Annotated in this window: 13 protein-coding genes; 6 read left to right on the top strand and 7 right to left on the bottom strand. The window is 48.5% G+C overall.

The genetic code is table 11. The features are described 5' to 3' along the window. Positions 1-3: 3 nt before the first annotated feature. The 6 genes from ACJ2PR_RS26200 to ACJ2PR_RS26175 all read right to left on the bottom strand — a co-directional run bounded on the left by ACJ2PR_RS26200 (position 4) and on the right by ACJ2PR_RS26175 (position 9,160). Positions 4-837 (bottom strand): cobyrinic acid a,c-diamide synthase, encoded by an 834-nt coding sequence (locus tag ACJ2PR_RS26200; protein WP_446879162.1) that lies wholly within the window; start codon positions 835-837, stop codon positions 4-6. 518 nt (positions 838-1,355) lie between these two features. Beyond that, on the bottom strand, positions 1,356-2,222 hold the full coding sequence (locus tag ACJ2PR_RS26195) for a polysaccharide lyase (RefSeq protein WP_446879160.1): 867 nt from the start codon (positions 2,220-2,222) through the stop codon (positions 1,356-1,358). Positions 2,223-2,947: 725 nt separating this feature from the next. Next, positions 2,948-5,098 carry a CHASE2 domain-containing protein gene (locus ACJ2PR_RS26190; RefSeq protein ID WP_446879159.1) on the bottom strand — a complete coding sequence of 717 codons (2,151 nt, stop codon included), beginning with the start codon at positions 5,096-5,098 and terminating at the stop codon, positions 2,948-2,950. 40 nt (positions 5,099-5,138) lie between these two features. Next, positions 5,139-5,855, bottom strand: coding sequence for a DUF928 domain-containing protein (locus tag ACJ2PR_RS26185; protein WP_446858710.1), 717 nt, complete (start codon positions 5,853-5,855; stop codon positions 5,139-5,141). Between the two features lie 448 nt (positions 5,856-6,303). After that, on the bottom strand, positions 6,304-8,796 hold the full coding sequence (locus ACJ2PR_RS26180) for a CHAT domain-containing tetratricopeptide repeat protein (RefSeq protein WP_446879158.1): 2,493 nt from the start codon (positions 8,794-8,796) through the stop codon (positions 6,304-6,306). A 172-nt stretch (positions 8,797-8,968) separates the two neighbouring features. Continuing rightward, positions 8,969-9,160, bottom strand: a complete 192-nt coding sequence (locus tag ACJ2PR_RS26175; RefSeq protein WP_446879157.1) for a hypothetical protein — start codon at positions 9,158-9,160, stop codon at positions 8,969-8,971. Between the two features lie 60 nt (positions 9,161-9,220). On the opposite strand from ACJ2PR_RS26175, the gene petJ reads away from it, so the two are divergent. Next, positions 9,221-9,562, top strand: coding sequence for a cytochrome c6 PetJ (petJ, locus tag ACJ2PR_RS26170; RefSeq protein ID WP_446879156.1), 342 nt, complete (start codon positions 9,221-9,223; stop codon positions 9,560-9,562). A gap of 17 nt (positions 9,563-9,579) precedes the next feature. Here petJ and ACJ2PR_RS26165 read toward each other — a convergent pair whose 3' ends face one another. Further along, positions 9,580-10,269: a class I SAM-dependent methyltransferase gene (locus ACJ2PR_RS26165; RefSeq protein WP_446879155.1), complete on the bottom strand. Its 690-nt coding sequence runs from the start codon at positions 10,267-10,269 to the stop codon at positions 9,580-9,582. Positions 10,270-10,576: 307 nt separating this feature from the next. Between ACJ2PR_RS26165 and ACJ2PR_RS26160 the strand changes: the two genes are divergently transcribed. The 5 genes from ACJ2PR_RS26160 (at position 10,577) to ACJ2PR_RS26140 (ending at position 17,554) form a co-directional block, all read left to right on the top strand. Next, a complete protein-coding gene (locus tag ACJ2PR_RS26160) occupies positions 10,577-11,425 on the top strand; it encodes an aldo/keto reductase (protein ID WP_446879154.1) in 849 nt (282 codons plus the stop codon). Between the two features lie 341 nt (positions 11,426-11,766). Then, the gene (gene xdhA / locus ACJ2PR_RS26155; protein ID WP_446879153.1) at positions 11,767-13,224 is read left to right on the top strand and encodes a xanthine dehydrogenase small subunit; all 1,458 of its coding nucleotides are present in this window, start codon (positions 11,767-11,769) and stop codon (positions 13,222-13,224) included. Next, entirely contained in the window at positions 13,221-15,551 is a 2,331-nt protein-coding gene (gene xdhB / locus ACJ2PR_RS26150) for a xanthine dehydrogenase molybdopterin binding subunit (protein ID WP_446879152.1), read from the top strand. Before xdhA ends, xdhB begins: the two co-directional genes overlap by 4 nt. After that, a complete protein-coding gene (locus ACJ2PR_RS26145; protein WP_446879151.1) occupies positions 15,548-16,507 on the top strand; it encodes an XdhC family protein in 960 nt (319 codons plus the stop codon). Before xdhB ends, ACJ2PR_RS26145 begins: the two co-directional genes overlap by 4 nt. 687 nt (positions 16,508-17,194) lie before the next feature. Next, positions 17,195-17,554 carry a hypothetical protein gene (locus tag ACJ2PR_RS26140; protein ID WP_446879150.1) on the top strand — a complete coding sequence of 120 codons (360 nt, stop codon included), beginning with the start codon at positions 17,195-17,197 and terminating at the stop codon, positions 17,552-17,554. The last annotated feature ends 120 nt before the right edge of the window (positions 17,555-17,674 follow it).

Genomic DNA, 17,674 nt, shown 5'->3' with positions numbered 1-17,674 from the left:
TGATTAATTTGGAAAAATTAAGTCTTGTTCACGCACAAAAATCTCTTCGTAGCTAAAAGCCAGTGATCCGGGATGGCGGATAATCGAAAAGCCAAAACTAGTCGTGACTTCGGTGGTGAAGGTGGCGATCGCTAGCTCAACTAGCTTTCTATCTGAGATTGTAGGCTTTTGCACGAAGTAGTCTCGACGAGCAAAAAACAGCTTTTCGTCTTTAGGAATGATAATTTGATTGATGCGATGAGCATGTTGAACTGGCTTGATATAAGTTGTGAGAAACTCCTCTTGATTTCTTTGTAGCCGATAGAGTTTCTCATGCTGAAGCCAACTCATTTTAAAGATCATTTTTAATAGTTCAAATCCCAAAATGTAGTTAAAAATATTGTTACGTTCTTCGGTGCTGGCGACAATTCGTAAAGCAGATTCTAAAAATAAGTCAGGCTTACGACGCGCATCCTGCACTGAGTGAATATAAAACTGTCGAATATAGCTTCTAACGACTGTTTCTGTTAATCTTATCTGGATGTGAAACTTTTGGAGATTGTCTTTAACTTTTTGCTGAATCTCTCGATTCTCAACCAGTCTAGCAATCAGTCCGTTGGCAGTATATTCATCTAGAAATTCTGCTTGAGTATCAGGAGTCGCTGCACAGAGTAAATGACACAGCGAAAGGACATATCGACGTTGATTCCAGGGCAAGCTTTCGGCCCACTGTTTTGCCTCAGATGGAAGCTTATTTAGAATGTTTTCAATTTCACTTTGAGGCAAAGATCCGTGAGGTTGTACGACCCCTGATGGGTAACTCGAAGAAATGGATTCTATCTCAATTCGCTGATTCATTCCCTAAAGCTAATCCTGCGAAGGCTAGCAGTGATTTTATAAACCTAAATTCTCCACTGGAAACCATGTAAAGGGCGAAATTGGAGTGTGAGCATTAGTATGCCCTACGCAGCTTACTTCAAACGCGATCTCTCTGAGTTACCCGCAAGGGGTCGCTTCGAGTTGCCCGGCAGGGGTCGCTTTGAGTTATTCGCAGGGAGCCGCCCCTACTAGAAGCAACTTCAAACGCTTACGTTCTACCCGCTGTTAACGCGAATTCGATCAGATCCTCCAATGCGATTCTCCATTCGGGAACGCCCCCTAAATTCTCCTCCACCCGTGAGGGACTTTGATCCAGAAATCTTGAGAGTTTCCCGGCGTGGGGGCAGACATGCTTTACGACGAAGCGAAAAAACTTCAACGAATTCACGCCTTGTTAGCAGCAAGTGGTTGCCGTTTGAACTGTCCTAATCTGTTTTTCCATACAAAAAGTCCCCATCAGGATGACAGGGATGAAAAGGTGTGAATCTACGGAAAATCTAGCTACCTGCTGTCACTGAAAAGTTGGCAAAATCAGCATACACAGACTTGGGAGTAGCCCACGACTTATCACTTCCCCCAAAAAATGTGCAGAAAAACACGCCATTAATCTTTAAGGTTGAAGTCGATCGAAAGACCACGCCTGCTTGTTCAAAAACTTGGTTGCCATTGATCCACACGCGGACTCGACCATCTTTTTTACCGGGTCGGTTGAGGGTTACTTCCTGCTCTAATCGATACCAGACTCCGGGTTCAAAGTTCCAGGCTCCGCGACCGAGTGACGTTCCGTACTCTTTGCTGGTGGGCAGGTAGGCATAGACTTCGCCTGCTCCATCCCGTCGCCACATATAGCGGGTCGAAAATCCGTCTGTCCCGTTGGGCGTTTTGCCGCCACTGTTAGCTACACCGCCAAAAAGTCCGGGGAGCTTGCCACCTTTGACGAAATCAAAATTTTTGGAGAATCGGACAAAGTAGCTCAGACGCAGTTTGTCGGCAGGTTTGATGCCCAAACTCGCTAAAAATTGCCCACCACCGATCGCGCTTCCACCCTTGCGGGCCGACTCAGGACTGGCAGATCCCTTGGGATATGAGACGCGCAGCACCTTAGAAAACCGACGGGTCGAATCGGGAACGACCTCAAAATTTTGCCAGCCCCAACTCGCCTGATTTTGCACTTTCCACTGTTGCCGCCAGTTTGCCTGATCAAAGGTGCCTGACCAGACCGGGGTAGGACTTCGCGCGGCCGCGATTTCAGTTGAGTCGTCGGGTGAGTCTGACTGCACAGCCGTTGCTGAGGTGAAATAATGGCAGCTATTTAAGGTAAGCGACATCAAGGCGATCGTTGTCAAGATGTGACAAAGTTTCACAGGATTTCCTCTGCTACTAAGATGAGAGACCTGCCCTGAGCGGTTTTCGGCTGTCAACAAACGTTTAGACATAGGCGAAACAGGCACTACTTTATACTAGCGAAGCTGACAAATCTCAGAATAAATCCGTATTAAACCTTGAATAAGTTACCATTAAGGTTTATTTTCAAGTCCTTATTTGGCTAAATTTTAACCAGTCCACGATCGAATCGACCAACAAAATAATCAAGAATGCATCCTGAAGGACAGTTCAATCGTGAGGCTAGTTCATGAACTGTGAGATTGCTTTAGCCACCAGTACTATCAACCAGTACTATTAATTAGATGTGAGCGGTAGTAATAATCAACCATTAATGTAGCAATTACAGAAATCAAATACAAAATGGTGACAGCGGACAGCTTTTTACTGATTTCTTTTTGTCGAGAGGTTATGCCCAAATAGATACAGTACGAACTTAGAGTAATACTGATTCCAATGAATATATAAGCTAGTCGCCTCTGTGCGTATTGCAGTTCAGTTATAAAACCATCAGGAAAACCTAACTGGTCTATATATTGAATATAAACAAGAAAGGATAATACTAGAGCAATGAATCCAATTAGATAAGCAAAAAGATGGTTCAACTTCATATCTGATCTCGATCGACAGAAGATACTAGAAAGTTGATTTTGTAAGCTTGCAGTAGCTCAACCGCAAGGGATCACACGACGTCAGCGTATTTTCTCTATAACAATAACGCTAGCTCTGGTGCTACCGTTGTCCATTGGATGTAGTAGCCTGTTCCTTGATCAACCTTTTGATTTAATACTTTTGCATAAACTTCAACTTCAGAATCTGCTAGAGCTAAGTTTAGCTTTAAGTTAGTTAGAGGTAAAAGCGTTTGAACTGTTTGGAGGTGAGCCACTTTGTGAGATAGACGAACCAGTTCTCCGCAAACCTGCTGGTCTGTTAAATGTTTGCCATCCAGAAGAAAACCTCGTACCACGATCGGGCTTGCCAACTGCTTGAGGATCACTGGTCTACTGGGCAGCTTTAGTGTATGGCAACCCGCGATCGCGCTGATCTCATAAAGCATTGTAGGGGTTGTCATCCCTTTCATCAAAACTTCGGTTTGGCTCTCAACGGTGACAATTTCCCGAACTTCTTGCCAAACATTGGGCGAAATTAAAACTTGTCCACCCGTTGTAAAAGATTCAATTCGGGCAGCAAGATTCACATGACTTCCGATCGCCGTGTATTTGGTGTGATCTTCAGACCCAATATTACCGACGACGACCTCTCCGGTGTTGAGTCCGATGCCCATCTCTAGAACAGGTAGGTTGAGTTCCTGGTTGCGTTGATTGACCGATGTCATGGCGAGCTGCATTGCGATCGCACAGGCTACCGCTCGTTCTGCATCATCTACTTTCTGGAGTGGCGCACCAAAGAGAACCACAATTCCATCCCCGGTTAAATCATTGATCGTGCCCCCATAGCTTTTAATGACGCGCGTCATGTCGCTCAGGTAGAGATTGAGCATCCGCACTACTTCTTCGGGCGCAAGCTTTTCGGAGAGATGGGTAAAGCCTCTCAAGTCAGAAATTAGCGTGGTTACTTTGCGCTTTTCGCCCTTTAAGGTCAAGCCTTCTGGCGTTTCTAGTAGCTGGGTGACGACTTCATCGGTTAAGTAGCGCCCAAAGGTTTTACGCAGTTGGGAAGAGGATTGTGCTTGAAAGGCGGTGATGGCGATCGTTGCCCCAGCTAATGACAACCCTGCCGGAACAATCGGAATCCACCAGCCTTTTAGGAAAACAAGATAGCTAATCGCACCTAAGATAACCGTCGCAGCTAAAAACTTGACTAACAGTTGTAGAGAATCAAAGCGTCGCGATCGTCGCCAAACGAGCAATGCTCCAATGACTGACCACGAAAAGATCCAAATGCCCTCATTCACGTCTGACCAAGATTGAATAAGAGGACGATCGAACAGCGCAGTATTGATCAACTGACTCGTTAGCGCTGCATGAATCTCAACTCCCAACATGGGGTCACGGTAAGGGGTGAGAAACGAATCCTTCAAGCTTTCGGCCGTCGCGCCCATGATCAGAATGCGCCCTTTGAGAAGGTTTGGATCAACGGTTCCTTCGAGAACTTGCTGAACTGAGACGTGATCAAAGCTATTTCTGCCGCCACGATAGTTGAGTAAAATTTGGTAGCCACCGATTTCTGCACCAACATAGCCGCCATCGTGTTCTTGAAAGGGAGCAATGATCGTTTTTCCCAGCTTTACCTGCGAATCGGCAACTTCTTGAGGAAAGATGCCTTGCTTTTCTAGATAGAGCGTCGAGAGCATGGCTGCAAAACTGGGCACTGCTATATCGCCGTCCATGACGCTCAACAGTCCGCGTCGAATTTTACCATCGGTATCTAGTAACACATCATTCGCCGCAACTTGATTTAACTGCTGTAACACGGGAGCAGGCGCAACAGAACCACTAGCAGCACTACTGACTACCTTTTGCACCCCGATTAGATTGGGCGTTGATCTAAACACTTTAACTAAGCGATCGTAGCCTTTTCCCACGGGAATATCTCGATACAAATCGAGTCCGATCGCAGCAGGTTGATGTTGTTTGAGCTTTTCGAGGACTGCGGCAAGCGTTTCGTCAGTGAGCGGAGTGCCATAGCGCTGAACATCGGATTCGGTCACTCCTACAAGGGTAATGCGCGTCTCACGAGCCTCCGACGGCCGCAAGCGCACCCAGTGATCAAACATTGCCCATTCTAAAAATTGTAAGCTGCCGCTCAGACGCACCAACAGCACGATCGCTGTGACGCTTGGAGCCGCAATCAGAACACCGCGCCCTTGCCAGAGTTGTTGTTTTAAGCGTTTCATAGCAGGCGGGATGCAGATTCCTGCAAAAAGCGGTTTCTAATCATTTGTCAATCCTGGGGGCGTTTGAGAGTGATTCTAGCCCTGCTACTGTCAGGAGTGATTTCCAGTCGTTCTTCCAGGCTGCATTGTTAGGGTTGCGCGCTTCGTCCAGGCTGAGAAGGGTATCGTGCCAGAGTCCTGCTTCTGCTAGTAGCGACGATCGACGCTCTGGAGAGGCTTGTTTGAGGGCTTGAGCAAGGGTAGTATTCACTGGGAGATACTCAACCCATCCACGGGATACGGTGTCATCTGACCGATCTTGCTCACTGCATCGCAGCGCCACTGTCCAACGATAAAGCTGACCAGGTTGTAGCTTGGGAGTTGTCGCACTACTCAACGGTAACCGAACAATGCCAGGGGTTTTTGAAACGGGAACAACCGCTTCGTAAAATCTTTTGGGTCGGCTAGTACCAGAACTGGGGTAGATATCGAGAACAACCCGCAGCGATCGGGCTGAAGTTTTTGGAATGTATGCCAGTAAAGTGAGTTGCTCACGGCTGGTCAGGTTGACCCGATCACGAGGTGCTAACACGCTCAAGGGTTCTTGCTGACCGAGACAGAAACCGCTCCGACTAGCAGCACCCGCAGTTGAAGGGGGATTTTTGCGTTGAGGTGGCCGAAAGACAAATCTCGATCGCGCTTCACTGATTTCAGGATTGACGAATCCGATGCTGGTCAATAACAGCGCTGTGACGGTCAAAAGGCGAAAAGCTTTCATTTTCAGGCAGCCTCTATCTTTGATTAGTTATTCTTCTACGAGATCGATAGTTGATCAGGAAAATGCTGTTCAGGGGAGGCTACCTCGATATAGTTCCTTGGCTTCGTTGTTGAGCGCTTTTGCCCCCCAAGCTGCCAATTGTGGGGGACTTTCGGACAAAAATTTAACGTGAATTCGATGGCGTTTTCTCGCTCCGTTATTGGGCACTTCTGCCCCCCAACCCCCCAATTTTGGGGGACTTTGAGACAATATTTCTCGTTCAAAGTCCCTCACTTGTGGGAGATTTAGGGGGCTGCCCGGAGTGGTAACCGTAGCGAAGGATTATCATCGAATTCGCGTGAATTTAGTTCAAAGTCTCTCACTTGTGGGGGATTTAGGGGCAACCCAACTCTACAATCGAAGCGAACCATCTCATCGAATCCATAGATTGCTGAGGAAGTACAGTTCTCTAATCTGCGGTTCCGACCAGGGTAAAGCCTGCCCAGTCTTTGGGGTCGGGATACTTTTTCTGGGTGTCTAACATCGCTTGCTGTAAGGCTCTCGCTTTGTCTGAACCTTGTTTGAGGTGACGATAAAAGCTATTCATTAAGTAAGCCGTTGCTTCATCGGGAACCAGCCAAAGCGAAACAACCACACTCGGAACGCCAGCCGACATCAGCGATCGCGATAAGCCAATCACGCCATCTCCTGTAATTTTGCCGCGTCCTGTGTTGCAAGCGCTCAAAACCGCGAGGTCAGCCCCTAATCGCAGATCAAAAATTTCTTCGGCCGTGAGCAGTCCGCCTTGATCAGACGCAGAAAGAGCCAGCGAACTTTGGAGAGCTTGTCTGTCGTTGAGTAGCCCGTGGGTCGCAAGGTGAATGATGGAAGCCTGAGAAATTCTTTTAAGGACGCGCGATTTAGTGGCCTCTCGACCGACGATCGCTTGAGTGTTTAATAACTGCGCGATCGCATTCGCTTCTCGTTCGCTTCCCGGTAGGTTAGGCAAGTTGTTCGGCATGGGCGTTGGATTGCCCACAATGAGCGCAGACTTCTGATTTGATGGGCGCGATCGAGCCAGCGTCAAAGCTTGAATTGAAGGAGACACCTGAACTGAATGCTTTTGAATTAAATACTGACCCTTCGCATCCTGGAGGGCAGCAAAGGGGACAAGAAAAAGGGCATCTTGGGGAATGAAGATGACGCGAGCGGTGCCATCTCTGGGCAATAAATCGGCGATCGGTTGAATCAAGATTTGATAGGCAGTTTGAGTCGAGGATAAAACGGTCGAAGGCTCTGAAGCGCTTTCTGTAGGTTGCGTGATAGTGCCTCGGATAGCCATCACAAAATTCGTTATGAATGAGTCACTTCCTTCAGGAGCAGCCCCGCGAGATGGGACTGTAGGCGTGTCTATCGAATTCGGTCGATTTTGCAGTTTGCTGAGGTCAACTTGGCGAAAATTGATTTCTCCGGTTGGTTTGACAACCCAGCTATAGAGTTCAGATTCTTTGTGATTTGCGCCGTAGATAATCGAATAGGTGACGATCGTGGCTCGTTGCTGTTTGGCGATCGTCTGAATCTCGGTCACGGTGGGCGGTTGAATGTTGGCGATTTCTTCTTTTGAGCGCTGTGAGAGCAGTTCGACAAAGGCTCTGGCTCGTCCTCGCTCTGCGATCGCTAATGCCTGGGCAGGCTGATTTTGGCGAATCAGGGCTTGCTGCTGCAATCGATAGATATGAGCGTGGGTTTCAAACAGCGCAACTTTATCTGCATCTCGCAGCCCAGGGCGCAAAGATTCAAACCGTTCGATCGCAGTTTGCAGAACTTTGGAAGCCTGTTTGGCTTGTCCGGATTGTTTTTGGTTAAGTTTTTGATCAAGCTGTAACCGAGTTTCTCCAATCCCGCTCAAGGCTCTGATTTCACCCTGCACATCTCCATTGCGTCGGGCTAGTCTCAGCGCATCTTCTAAGGTCGCGATCGCAGACTCAAACTGGTTTTGACTTTTGTAGAAAAATCCTAAATCGTTCAGAACGGCTACTCGACCTGCATCACCCGCCAGACGAGTTGTTGCTAACGCTTGTTCGTAGTAAGAAAGCGCCTGTTTGGGATTGGCTTGCTCTGCTGCCAGTTGAGCCATTCCTCGAAACACACTGACCTTTCCAGTCTGGTCTCCCCGCCCTGTCATTCCTTTCAGCGCTTGCTGATAATAGGTTTGCGACTGGTTGAGTTGTTTGAGAACTTGACTGACCCGCCCCAGACTTTGAAGTGTTCGATCGTAGCTCAACCAATCTCCGACCCCTTGGCGCACTGCTAACGCTTGATTGTAGTAGTTTTTTGCAGTGTCGTATTGTCCCAGGCTGAAGTAGACATCTGCGATCGCATTCAAGGCACGACCCTGATCGACGCGATCGCCGGGCGCACGAATGGCTAGCAGTAAAACGTCGAGTGCCTGTGTATAAAATCCTAATGCGTGTAGCGTTTCGCCGATTCCCAGACGATTACGAGTTTCTGCACCGATGTCTGCGCCTTGTCCCCCTGCTGCCGCCCTAAACAATCGCAAAGCTTCTCGGTAGTTGCCCCGTTCTAATTGAATTGAGCCTTGCGTACTGAGAATCGCGCCTTGAGAAGAATGACGACCCGGAAGGGCTTGAGCTTGCTGAGTGCGACTGAAAGCCTGGTCATATTTGCCTAATCGCACTTCAGCGATCGCTAATTGCAGCAAAACAGCCCGTTGTCCTTCGATATCTGCGATCGCACGATAGGCGCTCAGAGCTTGCTCCAAAGATTGAGAAGCTGGAACTAGAACATTTTGTTTGAGATAGTCACTACCCGTTTTGAACAGTCGGTCAGCTTGGGGTTTGCCTGGCGCAATCGATTGAGCTTGCACACAAACCGCAGGGGCGATTGTCAAAAGTGCTGCGATCGCCGAGATAGTCAGGAGCCGAGCAGGAATGCCTCTCATAGAACGCAAAACGTGGAACGGAGTACTACCGGGTTTAGAGTGCCTCTATTCTAACCACGATCGTTAATTCTGCTACTCACAGCTACATATTAGACTGCTTTGAAAATAGAGGATTAGACGGGTGATTGAGCGGCGGCAATGGGCGTCAGTTGAACCTGATACCCTAACTGCTCTATCCGCTGCTGCAAGGTTTGAACCAGGTGTTGTTGTCGCTGTTGTCCAGTTTCGGTGGTGCGGTGATCTCGATAGCGCCTTGGTTGGGAACGGTCAAATGTTTGAGCAGACGATCGAGGGTTGCGCTCAAAGTCGATTCATCCGTCAAGGCGGGAAGGGCAGATACTGAACTTGGGGATGCCGGAGTCATGGCGTAATTTCAATTCTTTCTTGCCTGACTCTACCCCTTTCCTAAAGAATTCTCGATCTAGTGATCCTCAATGAGAACACTTCTAACACTCATTTTTACAGTGGCTCTGTTATTTATGAGTCTGACCAGCCTGCTCTCGCGGATGCTGATATTGCCGCAGGTGCCAAAGTCTTTAATGTAAACTGTGCATCCTGTCATATGGGCGGCGGAAACGTGATCAATGCTGCCAAGACGTTGAAGAAAGATGCTCTGGTTGCCAATGCTAAAGATACGACAGCGGCGATCGTCACTCAGGTCACGAAAGGTAAAGGCGCAATGCCCGCTTTCAAAGGTCGCCTCACGGAAGAACAAATTGCCTCTGTGACTGCCTATGTATTAGACAAGGCTGAGAAAGGCTGGTAGCGTGTATCTTTTTACCGTCAGTTCGATGAACGCTTCGCTTCGCTTTTAGATCCAGGAACGCCCCCTTTCCTCCAGTCATAAGCGTGGTGCAATGCTTCAAAAACTAATACAGCATCAAATAACCCCTGATGTGGGACTGCTGCCGCAACTGTTTCCATTGGAACTTCAATGAATTCTAGGTTGACCTTGAGATTTTTCGCTTCAAAGCTTTTAATCCTAGTCTTAGCATCCCTAATATCATGAGGAGAGATTGAAGTACCCACTACATCAAACTTCATTAAAGCTAGTGATTCTGACATCCATCCAGATCCGCATCCAAGTTCGAGTAGTTTTTGTGGCGGATGAATCTGTAGTCTTTCAAGCATGACCACGAGATCGATAAGGTCTGTAAGATACTTTCTTGTTCCATATCCAAACCAAAATGGTTTGCGAAGCTCACTTTCAGCAACTTCGGAGGCAGTGACTTCTGGCAATGAAAAACGGTAAGCGATCTCTGCGTCATGAGTCGTTTTCTCATCATTAAATTTTGGAGGAAACTCTCCACGCGAGTAGTCATCCAAAATCAAATACGCTCCAATCAATAACTTTTCTATCCTTGTTAAAGGTAGGTTCCAATCCTGTTGGTTCAAAGTCCAGAGATTACGGCCTCTGCTCAAAAGTGTGGATCTTGAGATCGTCTTGACCAACTGCTGCAACTTCGTTACCATTATTCGCCACCTCAAACTAACGATTGCTGGACTGACTATGCTACTCCAGAAAGTGATGCAGAAACCCTCACCATATTTTCAGAATGAGTAACGTAAACAAACTCATTCGATTCCTTGCTTACACAAGCCCCCATTTACGCTAGCATTCCGTTATCATTTCAGGCAGTCTTTGATAGACCCATTCGAGAAGTTTGGCGGTTTAGAGGGTTGATTAAGCCACAAAATTTATGCCTTTTCTATCTTGATTACAGATCTGAGTGTCCTTACTATTAATTGATTAACTAATTGATCAGGTGAATTGCAGACTATGTGGACAGTCAAACTGCCGTCTGGAAGACCAATGCCCATTTTGGGACAGGGCACTTGGCGAATGGGAGAAGCCGATCGCACCCGCAAAGCCGAAACCGATGCCCTAAGCCTGGGATTGGATCTGGGAATGACTCTAATCGACACCGCTGAAATGTATGGAGAAGGCGGCGCAGAAACGATCGTCGGCAAAGCCATTTCGGGACGGCGAGATCAAGTGTTTCTCGTCAGCAAGGTTTATCCGCACAATGCCACTCGTCAGGGCGTGATACAGGCGTGCGATCGTAGCCTAAAGCGACTGGGCACTGATTATCTGGATCTTTATTTGCTACATTGGTGCGGTTCAGTTCCTTTATCAGAGACGTTTGAGGCATTTCACATACTGCGTCAGGCTGGGAAAATTCTCGATTTTGGGGTGAGTAACTTCGATCGCTCTGATATGGAAGAAGCCCGCCAGTTTGATCAAGGTTTGACGGCGACGAATCAAGTTCTCTACAATCTCAGCCGTCGTGGAGTCGAGTGGGACTTGTTGCCTTGGTGTCGCAAAAATAGCATTCCTCTCATGGCTTACTCACCGATCGAACAAGGCAGATTGTTGAAGAATTCCACTTTGAAAACGGTTGCCGATCGACACACTGCATCTCCGGCCCAGATCGCGATCGCCTGGTTACTTCAGCCAAAGGATGTGATGGTGATTCCAAAGTCGAGTCATCCCGATCGCATTCGTGAAAATTATGCAGCGCTTGAGATCGTCTTAACGCCAGAAGATCTAGCTGATTTGAATCAAGCCTTTCCGCCGCCTCGTACTGCAAAACCACTAGAAATGCTTTATAAAGTCACCTGCAAATAACCCGCTGTCGGAGCAATCTCGCGATCGTGAGTTTTCTCCTCGTCAACGCAAGCCATTAGATTCTTTTGTGTTTAACAAAAAATGGGGGCAGGCTTTGCCCTGGGTGAGTGAGGGTGAACGGTTTTTTGGCTGAAAAGTATAGGTCAGTACACATCATCAACGACAAAGTGAATACAGTATGCAAGAGAGCGATCAAGCTTCAATTTGACAAAATTCATTCGCTTCGTTGTTTGGCGTTTTGCTCCCCAACCCCCCAATTTAATGGACTTTGAACCAGTTGAGACTTTGGGTGAAGCGCTAAGATTACTTGTATTGATCAGTCCTTTACAATTCATTGAGACGTGACCCAAGCTATCGAAAACCATCTGACTCTTATGATTAATGGGGCAACCGTTCGACTCAAAGACGTGTCGCCGACGATGACTTTGCTGGAATATTTGCGGCAGAGTGGACGGATTGGGACTAAAGAAGGCTGTGGTGATGGAGACTGTGGAGCTTGTACGGTGGCGATCGTCGCTCAGGGCACTCATGGTCAGCCTCAATATCAAGCCGTCAATAGCTGCCTAATTCCGTTGGGGTCGGTGGCGGGGCGAGAAATTGTCACGGTTGAAGGGGTGAGTCAGGAAGCGCTCCATCCAGTACAGGCGGCGATGGTGAAAACGGGCGGTTCTCAATGTGGGTACTGTACGCCGGGATTTGTGATGAGTTTGTTTGCGGCTTATTACGATCGCAATTTAAATGATGCTTGTGTCGAGGGAAATCTGTGTCGCTGTACGGGTTATCTCGCGATTCGACGGGCGGCCCAGGAAGCGATCTCTTCGAGTTCCCCGCAAGGGGTCGCCCAGCAATCGGATGAGTCAACTGATTACTTTGAAGAACGGCTGAAACATACGGACGCGAATCTGAACGAAATTCGATATCACGGCAACGAACAGTTCTTTTATCGTCCGACTCGATTAGAAGAAGTCTTTGCATTGATGAATGAGTACCCTGATGCAAAGTTGATTGCTGGGGGAACCGATTTAGGATTAGAAATTAGCTACCATCGCCAATCGTTTCCTGTCCTCATCTCACTCGAAGCGGTAGCAGAATTGAAAACGCTGGAGAACACATCAGACTTTGTAGAAATTGGGGCGGCTGTGCCGTTGAGTCACTTTGAGGATCGGCTGCGGGGAGTCTTTCCTAGTTTGGATGAGATGCTGTTTTGGTTTGCAGCTCGGCAAGTTCGGACTCGTGCTACGTTGGGCGGCAATATTGGGACGGCTTCCCCGATCGGGGATCTGCCTCCCGTTCTCTTATCCCTTGATGCCACGTTGCGATTAGCCAGCGCTAGAGGTGAACGCACCATTCCTCTAATCGACTTTTTTAAGGGATATCGACAAACCGATTTACAGCCAGGTGAAGTGATTGTTTCAGTACGGATTCCTAAAGTGAGCGGGATCAATCGCCGCAGTCAATCCTACAAAATCGGTAAGCGCGGAACGGACGATATCAGCATTGTAGCGGCGGCATTTGTGATTGATCTGGATGCAGATCAGCGAATTATTCACGCTCGGCTGGCTTATGGAGGAGTAGCCGCAACGCCTGTGAGAGCGATCGCCGTTGAAGACCTATTAATCGGCAAGCTCTGGAATGCTGAAACAGTGCAGCAGGCAAAGTCAGCCCTCAAACAAGCCTTTACCCCGTTGACGGATTTGAGAGGCAGTGCAGACTATCGGAAGCTGTTAGTGGCGAATCTGTTTGAGAAGTTTTTTGTAGAATTCGGTGAAGCACACAAGCTAGGGGAACTTGCATCATGAGCGCAGTTGGCAAACGCAAAAGTCATGAAAGTGCAGAAGCTCACGTCAGCGGAACAGCAGTCTACACAGACGATCAGCGCATTCCTGCGGGTATGTTGTCGCTATTCCCCGTTCTGTCTCCCCATGCGAGGGCACGGATTACTAAAATCGATGTGTCTGCGGCTTACGAGGTGGAGGGTGTTGTAACGGTTCTGACTGCTGATGATGTGCCAGGAGAAAACAATACTGGGGTGATTGTTCACGATGAAGTGTTACTAGCCACGGATGAAGTAAGCTATTGGGGACAGGCGGTTACTTGGGTGGTTGGTGAAACTGAGACCGCCGCTCGACTAGGAGCCGAAAAAGTAGTCGTTGACTATGAGCCATTGGAGCCGATCTTGAGCATTAAAGATGCCATTGTTGCTCAGAGCTTTCACAATCGATCGCAGTTAGTTCGTCGAGGCGACCCGCAAGCGGCACTTCAAACTTCAGACTTTTGCCTGGAAGGGGAAGTCGAAATGAATGGACAAGATCACTTCTACCTCGAAACTCAGGCGAGTTGGGTGATTCCGGATGGCGAGGGACACTATCAGGTTTATTCATCAACACAGCACCCGACTGAAACTCAGATCATTGTGGCGCGAGTGTTGGGTGTGTCAAGTAACCAAGTGGTTGTGACCTGTTTGAGAATGGGCGGTGGATTTGGCGGCAAAGAATCTCAGGCGAATCCGTTTGCATCGGTGGCTGCGATCGCCGCTCACAAAACCGGCCGTCCCGCACGAGTCAAGCTGAGACGACACCACGATATGATTCTCACGGGCAAACGACACGGCTATCTGGGTCAATACAAAGTTGGCTTTACGGCAGATGGCATGATCACTGCCCTGGATGTGGATCTCTATGCGGATGGCGGCTGGAGTCTCGATCTGTCGCCTCCCGTTCTATTGAGAGCAATGCTGCATGTAGACAATGCCTACTACATTCCTCATGTGGAAGTGCGAGGGCAGATTGCTAAACTGAATCGTGTCTCGAATACAGCGTTTCGGGGATTTGGTGGCCCACAAGGGATGATTGTGATCGAAGAAGTGATCGATCGCATTGCCCGCCATTTGAATCTGCCGCCGGATGGGGTGCGCGAGAGCAATTTTTATCACGGGGCTGGCGAAACGAATACGACGCACTACGGACAAGAACTCTATGACAATCGGCTGACGCGCATCTGGAATGAAGCCAAAGCCAACGCCAATTTTGCAGAACGGAAGATTGCGATCGCTCAATTCAATCAATCCAATGCTTATAAAAAACGTGGGTTGGCCATCACGCCCGTCAAGTTTGGGATCTCCTTCAACAAGACTCAATATAATCAGGCGGGAGCGTTGATTCTTGTCTATGCCGATGGCAGCATTCAACTCAACCACGGTGGCACAGAGATGGGGCAAGGACTGCACACCAAAATGCTACAAGTTGCGTCTCAAGCCTTGGGCGTGAAGTTAGAACGGTTTCGCATGATGCCGACTAGCACTGACAAAGTACCGAATACCTCTGCAACAGCCGCTTCGAGTGGCTCAGATTTGAATGGTCAGGCGGTCAAAAATGCGTGTGAAACGATTCGAGAAAGGCTGGCGACGGTGGCGGTGAGCATGATGATGTTGGATACGCCCGAAGATCTGGTGTTTGAAGACGATCGCATCTTCTGTCACAGCTATCCCCAACTTTCTGTCAACTTTGCTGATGTGGTGAAACAGGCTTATAGCGATCGCATTAGTCTGTCTGCCACGGGCTATTACCGCACGCCGAATATCTATTGGGATGAAACCACGGGCAAAGGTCGGCCGTTCTATTATTTTGCGTATGGTGCTGCGGTCTGTGAAGTAGAAGTCGATGGCTTTACGGGCACATTCAAACTACGCCAGGTAGACATTGTGCATGATGTGGGCGAGTCGTTGAATCCGCTAGTTGATCAAGGTCAGATCGAAGGCGGATTTGTCCAGGGAATGGGCTGGCTCACAATGGAAGAACTGGTGTGGGATGCTCAAGGACGACTGCGAACCGATGCCCCCAGCACTTACAAAATTCCCACGATTAGCGAAGTTCCCGAACACTTCAACGTTCACTTACTAGAACGAGCCGCACAAGATGGTGTGATCTATGGCAGCAAAGCGATCGGGGAGCCTCCGTTTATGTTGGCGATCGCCGTCCGAGAAGCGATTCGAGAAGCCATTGCCGCGTTTGGACAACCCAATCAAGTGCCTCTTTCATCTCCCTTGACTCCAGAAGTCACCCTGTGGGCGATCGAGCAGGTTCGGACTCCGGCTGCTTCTATTGTTGATCCCGTTTTGGTGACATGACGCTGGATTTTTATGCTCGATTGGCTGAATGGTTAGGTCAAGAATCCGTCGTGGTCGCAACGGTGGTCAGTGTCAAAGGTTCGGTGCCCAGAGAAGTCGGCGCAAAGATGATCATCGGCGCTCACAATCGGATCTTCTCAACCATTGGGGGCGGCGCGGGAGAAGCTTCGATCATTGAGCAAGCCGCGATCGTGCTGCAAACAGGCAAAAAACAGTTTGTCGAAATTGATCTCACAGGAACCCCTCAGCGAAAAACTCAGGGCGTTTGTGGAGGCAAAATGCAGGTGTGGCTAGAACGGTGGTCTGGAGAGTGGGCAATTTCTCTAGTTCAACAAATTCTACATCGTCTCAAAGCCGGACAATCCGCCCCATTGGTCACACCCTTTGATGCAGATCAGTTGCCTCATTTGCTAAACGAATCAACCCCCAACAGTTTTACAGAAACGCTACAGCCCCCACCCACGCTGCTGATCATTGGTGCAGGACACGTCGGCCAACAGTTGGCAAAAGTCGCGCACTTGAGCGGATTTCAAATCGTGGTACAGGACGATCGTGCTGAATGGGCGAATACAAACCGTTACCCTCACGCCTCCAAAATTTACACTGAAGCGATCGCTGATGTGATTGGTCAATTTGCAGATCACACAATGCTGTACGTTGCGCTAGTGACACGCGGCTATCAACAAGATCTAATGGCTTTAGAAACGTTATTAAACCAAAAATTAAATTGTCAATACATTGGGATGATTGGCAGCGAGAAACGAGTGCGACAGGTTTATCAATCACTAGAAGACAGAGGAATTTCTCAAAGTAGATTGCGATCGATTTATGCGCCGATCGGTCTTGATATTGGGGCACTGACTCCCGAAGAGATTGCTATCAGCATCGTTGCAGAACTGATTTTGGTGCGTCGTGGGGGCACTGGCCGTTGTCTGAGCAAGCGCTTTAAAGTCTAAGGAATTTGTTGACGTAAATTCGATTGAGACTTTTCGCTGCGTTGTTTTAGTCTTCTGCCCCCCACCCCCCCAACTTTGCTACCGTGTACACACAAGTCCGGAATCGCTTCGTTTCAATCGGCTTCAGCCCCCTAAATCCCCCAATCTGGGGGACTTTGACCCAGAGAGATTGCCTAGCATTCAAAGTCCCCCAATTTTGGGGGATTTAGGGGGCGAAGGGTCTCGGCAATGACGGATCAATCAACTTGTGTGTACACGGTAGCCCAACTTTGGGGGACTTTAAGATCAGACTTCTGGTTCAAAGTCCCCCAGAATGGGGAATTTAGGAGCTGCCCGGATTAATCACCGTAGCGAACGATTTCATCGAATTCACGTTCACTTATCAAACGGCTCGCTTCACAAAATGACTCCAATCTCTACTTGACGAGAATCAAAATTCCAGATATTCTCTCAAATCAAGGACATCTTTTCGTCACGGGAAAGTTGTCCGATCGCCCAAAAAACTTAGTCTGTCGCCGCCCCAAGTTGTAGCAAGCAACGAAGGGCAGCTAACCCGCAAGACTGCTGTTCCCAGTCAAGAGGGCTAATGGAGGATTTTATCACTCCTTTGGTCGCTCCGACTTGTTCTGCTCTTTGGGGCGGCTAGTTTTTTGGGTTTCTTTGGAGACCTAAAATTGGAGTACCTACATGGCAGAGCGCCTTTTGAACGCTGGCTTTTGGCTGTGCGATTTCGCCTACGCATTTCTAGAATTGATTCAACGCCGATTCCTTCCCGATTCCATTCCCCGTTTCACGATTACTTCGCTTCGCATTCCGCTTCAAGATCTCTTACCTGATGTCGCCATTCCTCACTCTGATGAGTTTGAAGTGTTGCGAGTGTTAATCATTGGTTCCTCAGACGGCGTAACGGAGACGATTCAAAATCTGCACGTCCGACGATTTGCAAACGCCACCGATTGGAGTCCTTTACTGCCTGCACCCTCGTTTGGAGAAGTGATGAGTATTCTGACTCGACAGCGACCAAAGATGGAGCGATCGACCCCATAATATTCGCACCCCATCCAAGGAACTGCACTGATTCAGGAGATCAAAACCCTTAAATTTCCTAAGTCAACGTGAATTCGATGAGAGGTTTTCCGCTTCGTTGTTCACGGCTTTTGCCCCCCA

The sequence above is a fragment of the Phormidesmis sp. 146-33 genome, from assembly GCF_052939515.1.
Note: the sequence above shows the minus strand (reverse complement) of the source record. Positions and strands in the feature narration are given on the sequence as shown.

What these genes read in the sequence shown, in the direction of transcription:
- ACJ2PR_RS26200 (WP_446879162.1), bottom strand. Translation starts at nt 837, where the DNA reads ATGAATCAGCGAATTGAGATAGAATCCATTTCTTCGAGTTACCCATCA.
- ACJ2PR_RS26190 (WP_446879159.1), bottom strand. Translation starts at nt 5,098, where the DNA reads ATGAAACGCTTAAAACAACAACTCTGGCAAGGGCGCGGTGTTCTGATT.
- ACJ2PR_RS26185 (WP_446858710.1), bottom strand. Translation starts at nt 5,855, where the DNA reads ATGAAAGCTTTTCGCCTTTTGACCGTCACAGCGCTGTTATTGACCAGC.
- ACJ2PR_RS26180 (WP_446879158.1), bottom strand. Translation starts at nt 8,796, where the DNA reads ATGAGAGGCATTCCTGCTCGGCTCCTGACTATCTCGGCGATCGCAGCA.
- ACJ2PR_RS26175 (WP_446879157.1), bottom strand. Translation starts at nt 9,160, where the DNA reads ATGACTCCGGCATCCCCAAGTTCAGTATCTGCCCTTCCCGCCTTGACG.
- ACJ2PR_RS26165 (WP_446879155.1), bottom strand. Translation starts at nt 10,269, where the DNA reads ATGGTAACGAAGTTGCAGCAGTTGGTCAAGACGATCTCAAGATCCACA.
- ACJ2PR_RS26160 (WP_446879154.1), top strand. Translation starts at nt 10,577, where the DNA reads ATGTGGACAGTCAAACTGCCGTCTGGAAGACCAATGCCCATTTTGGGA.
- xdhB (WP_446879152.1), top strand. Translation starts at nt 13,221, where the DNA reads ATGAGCGCAGTTGGCAAACGCAAAAGTCATGAAAGTGCAGAAGCTCAC.
- ACJ2PR_RS26145 (WP_446879151.1), top strand. Translation starts at nt 15,548, where the DNA reads ATGACGCTGGATTTTTATGCTCGATTGGCTGAATGGTTAGGTCAAGAA.
- ACJ2PR_RS26140 (WP_446879150.1), top strand. Translation starts at nt 17,195, where the DNA reads ATGGCAGAGCGCCTTTTGAACGCTGGCTTTTGGCTGTGCGATTTCGCC.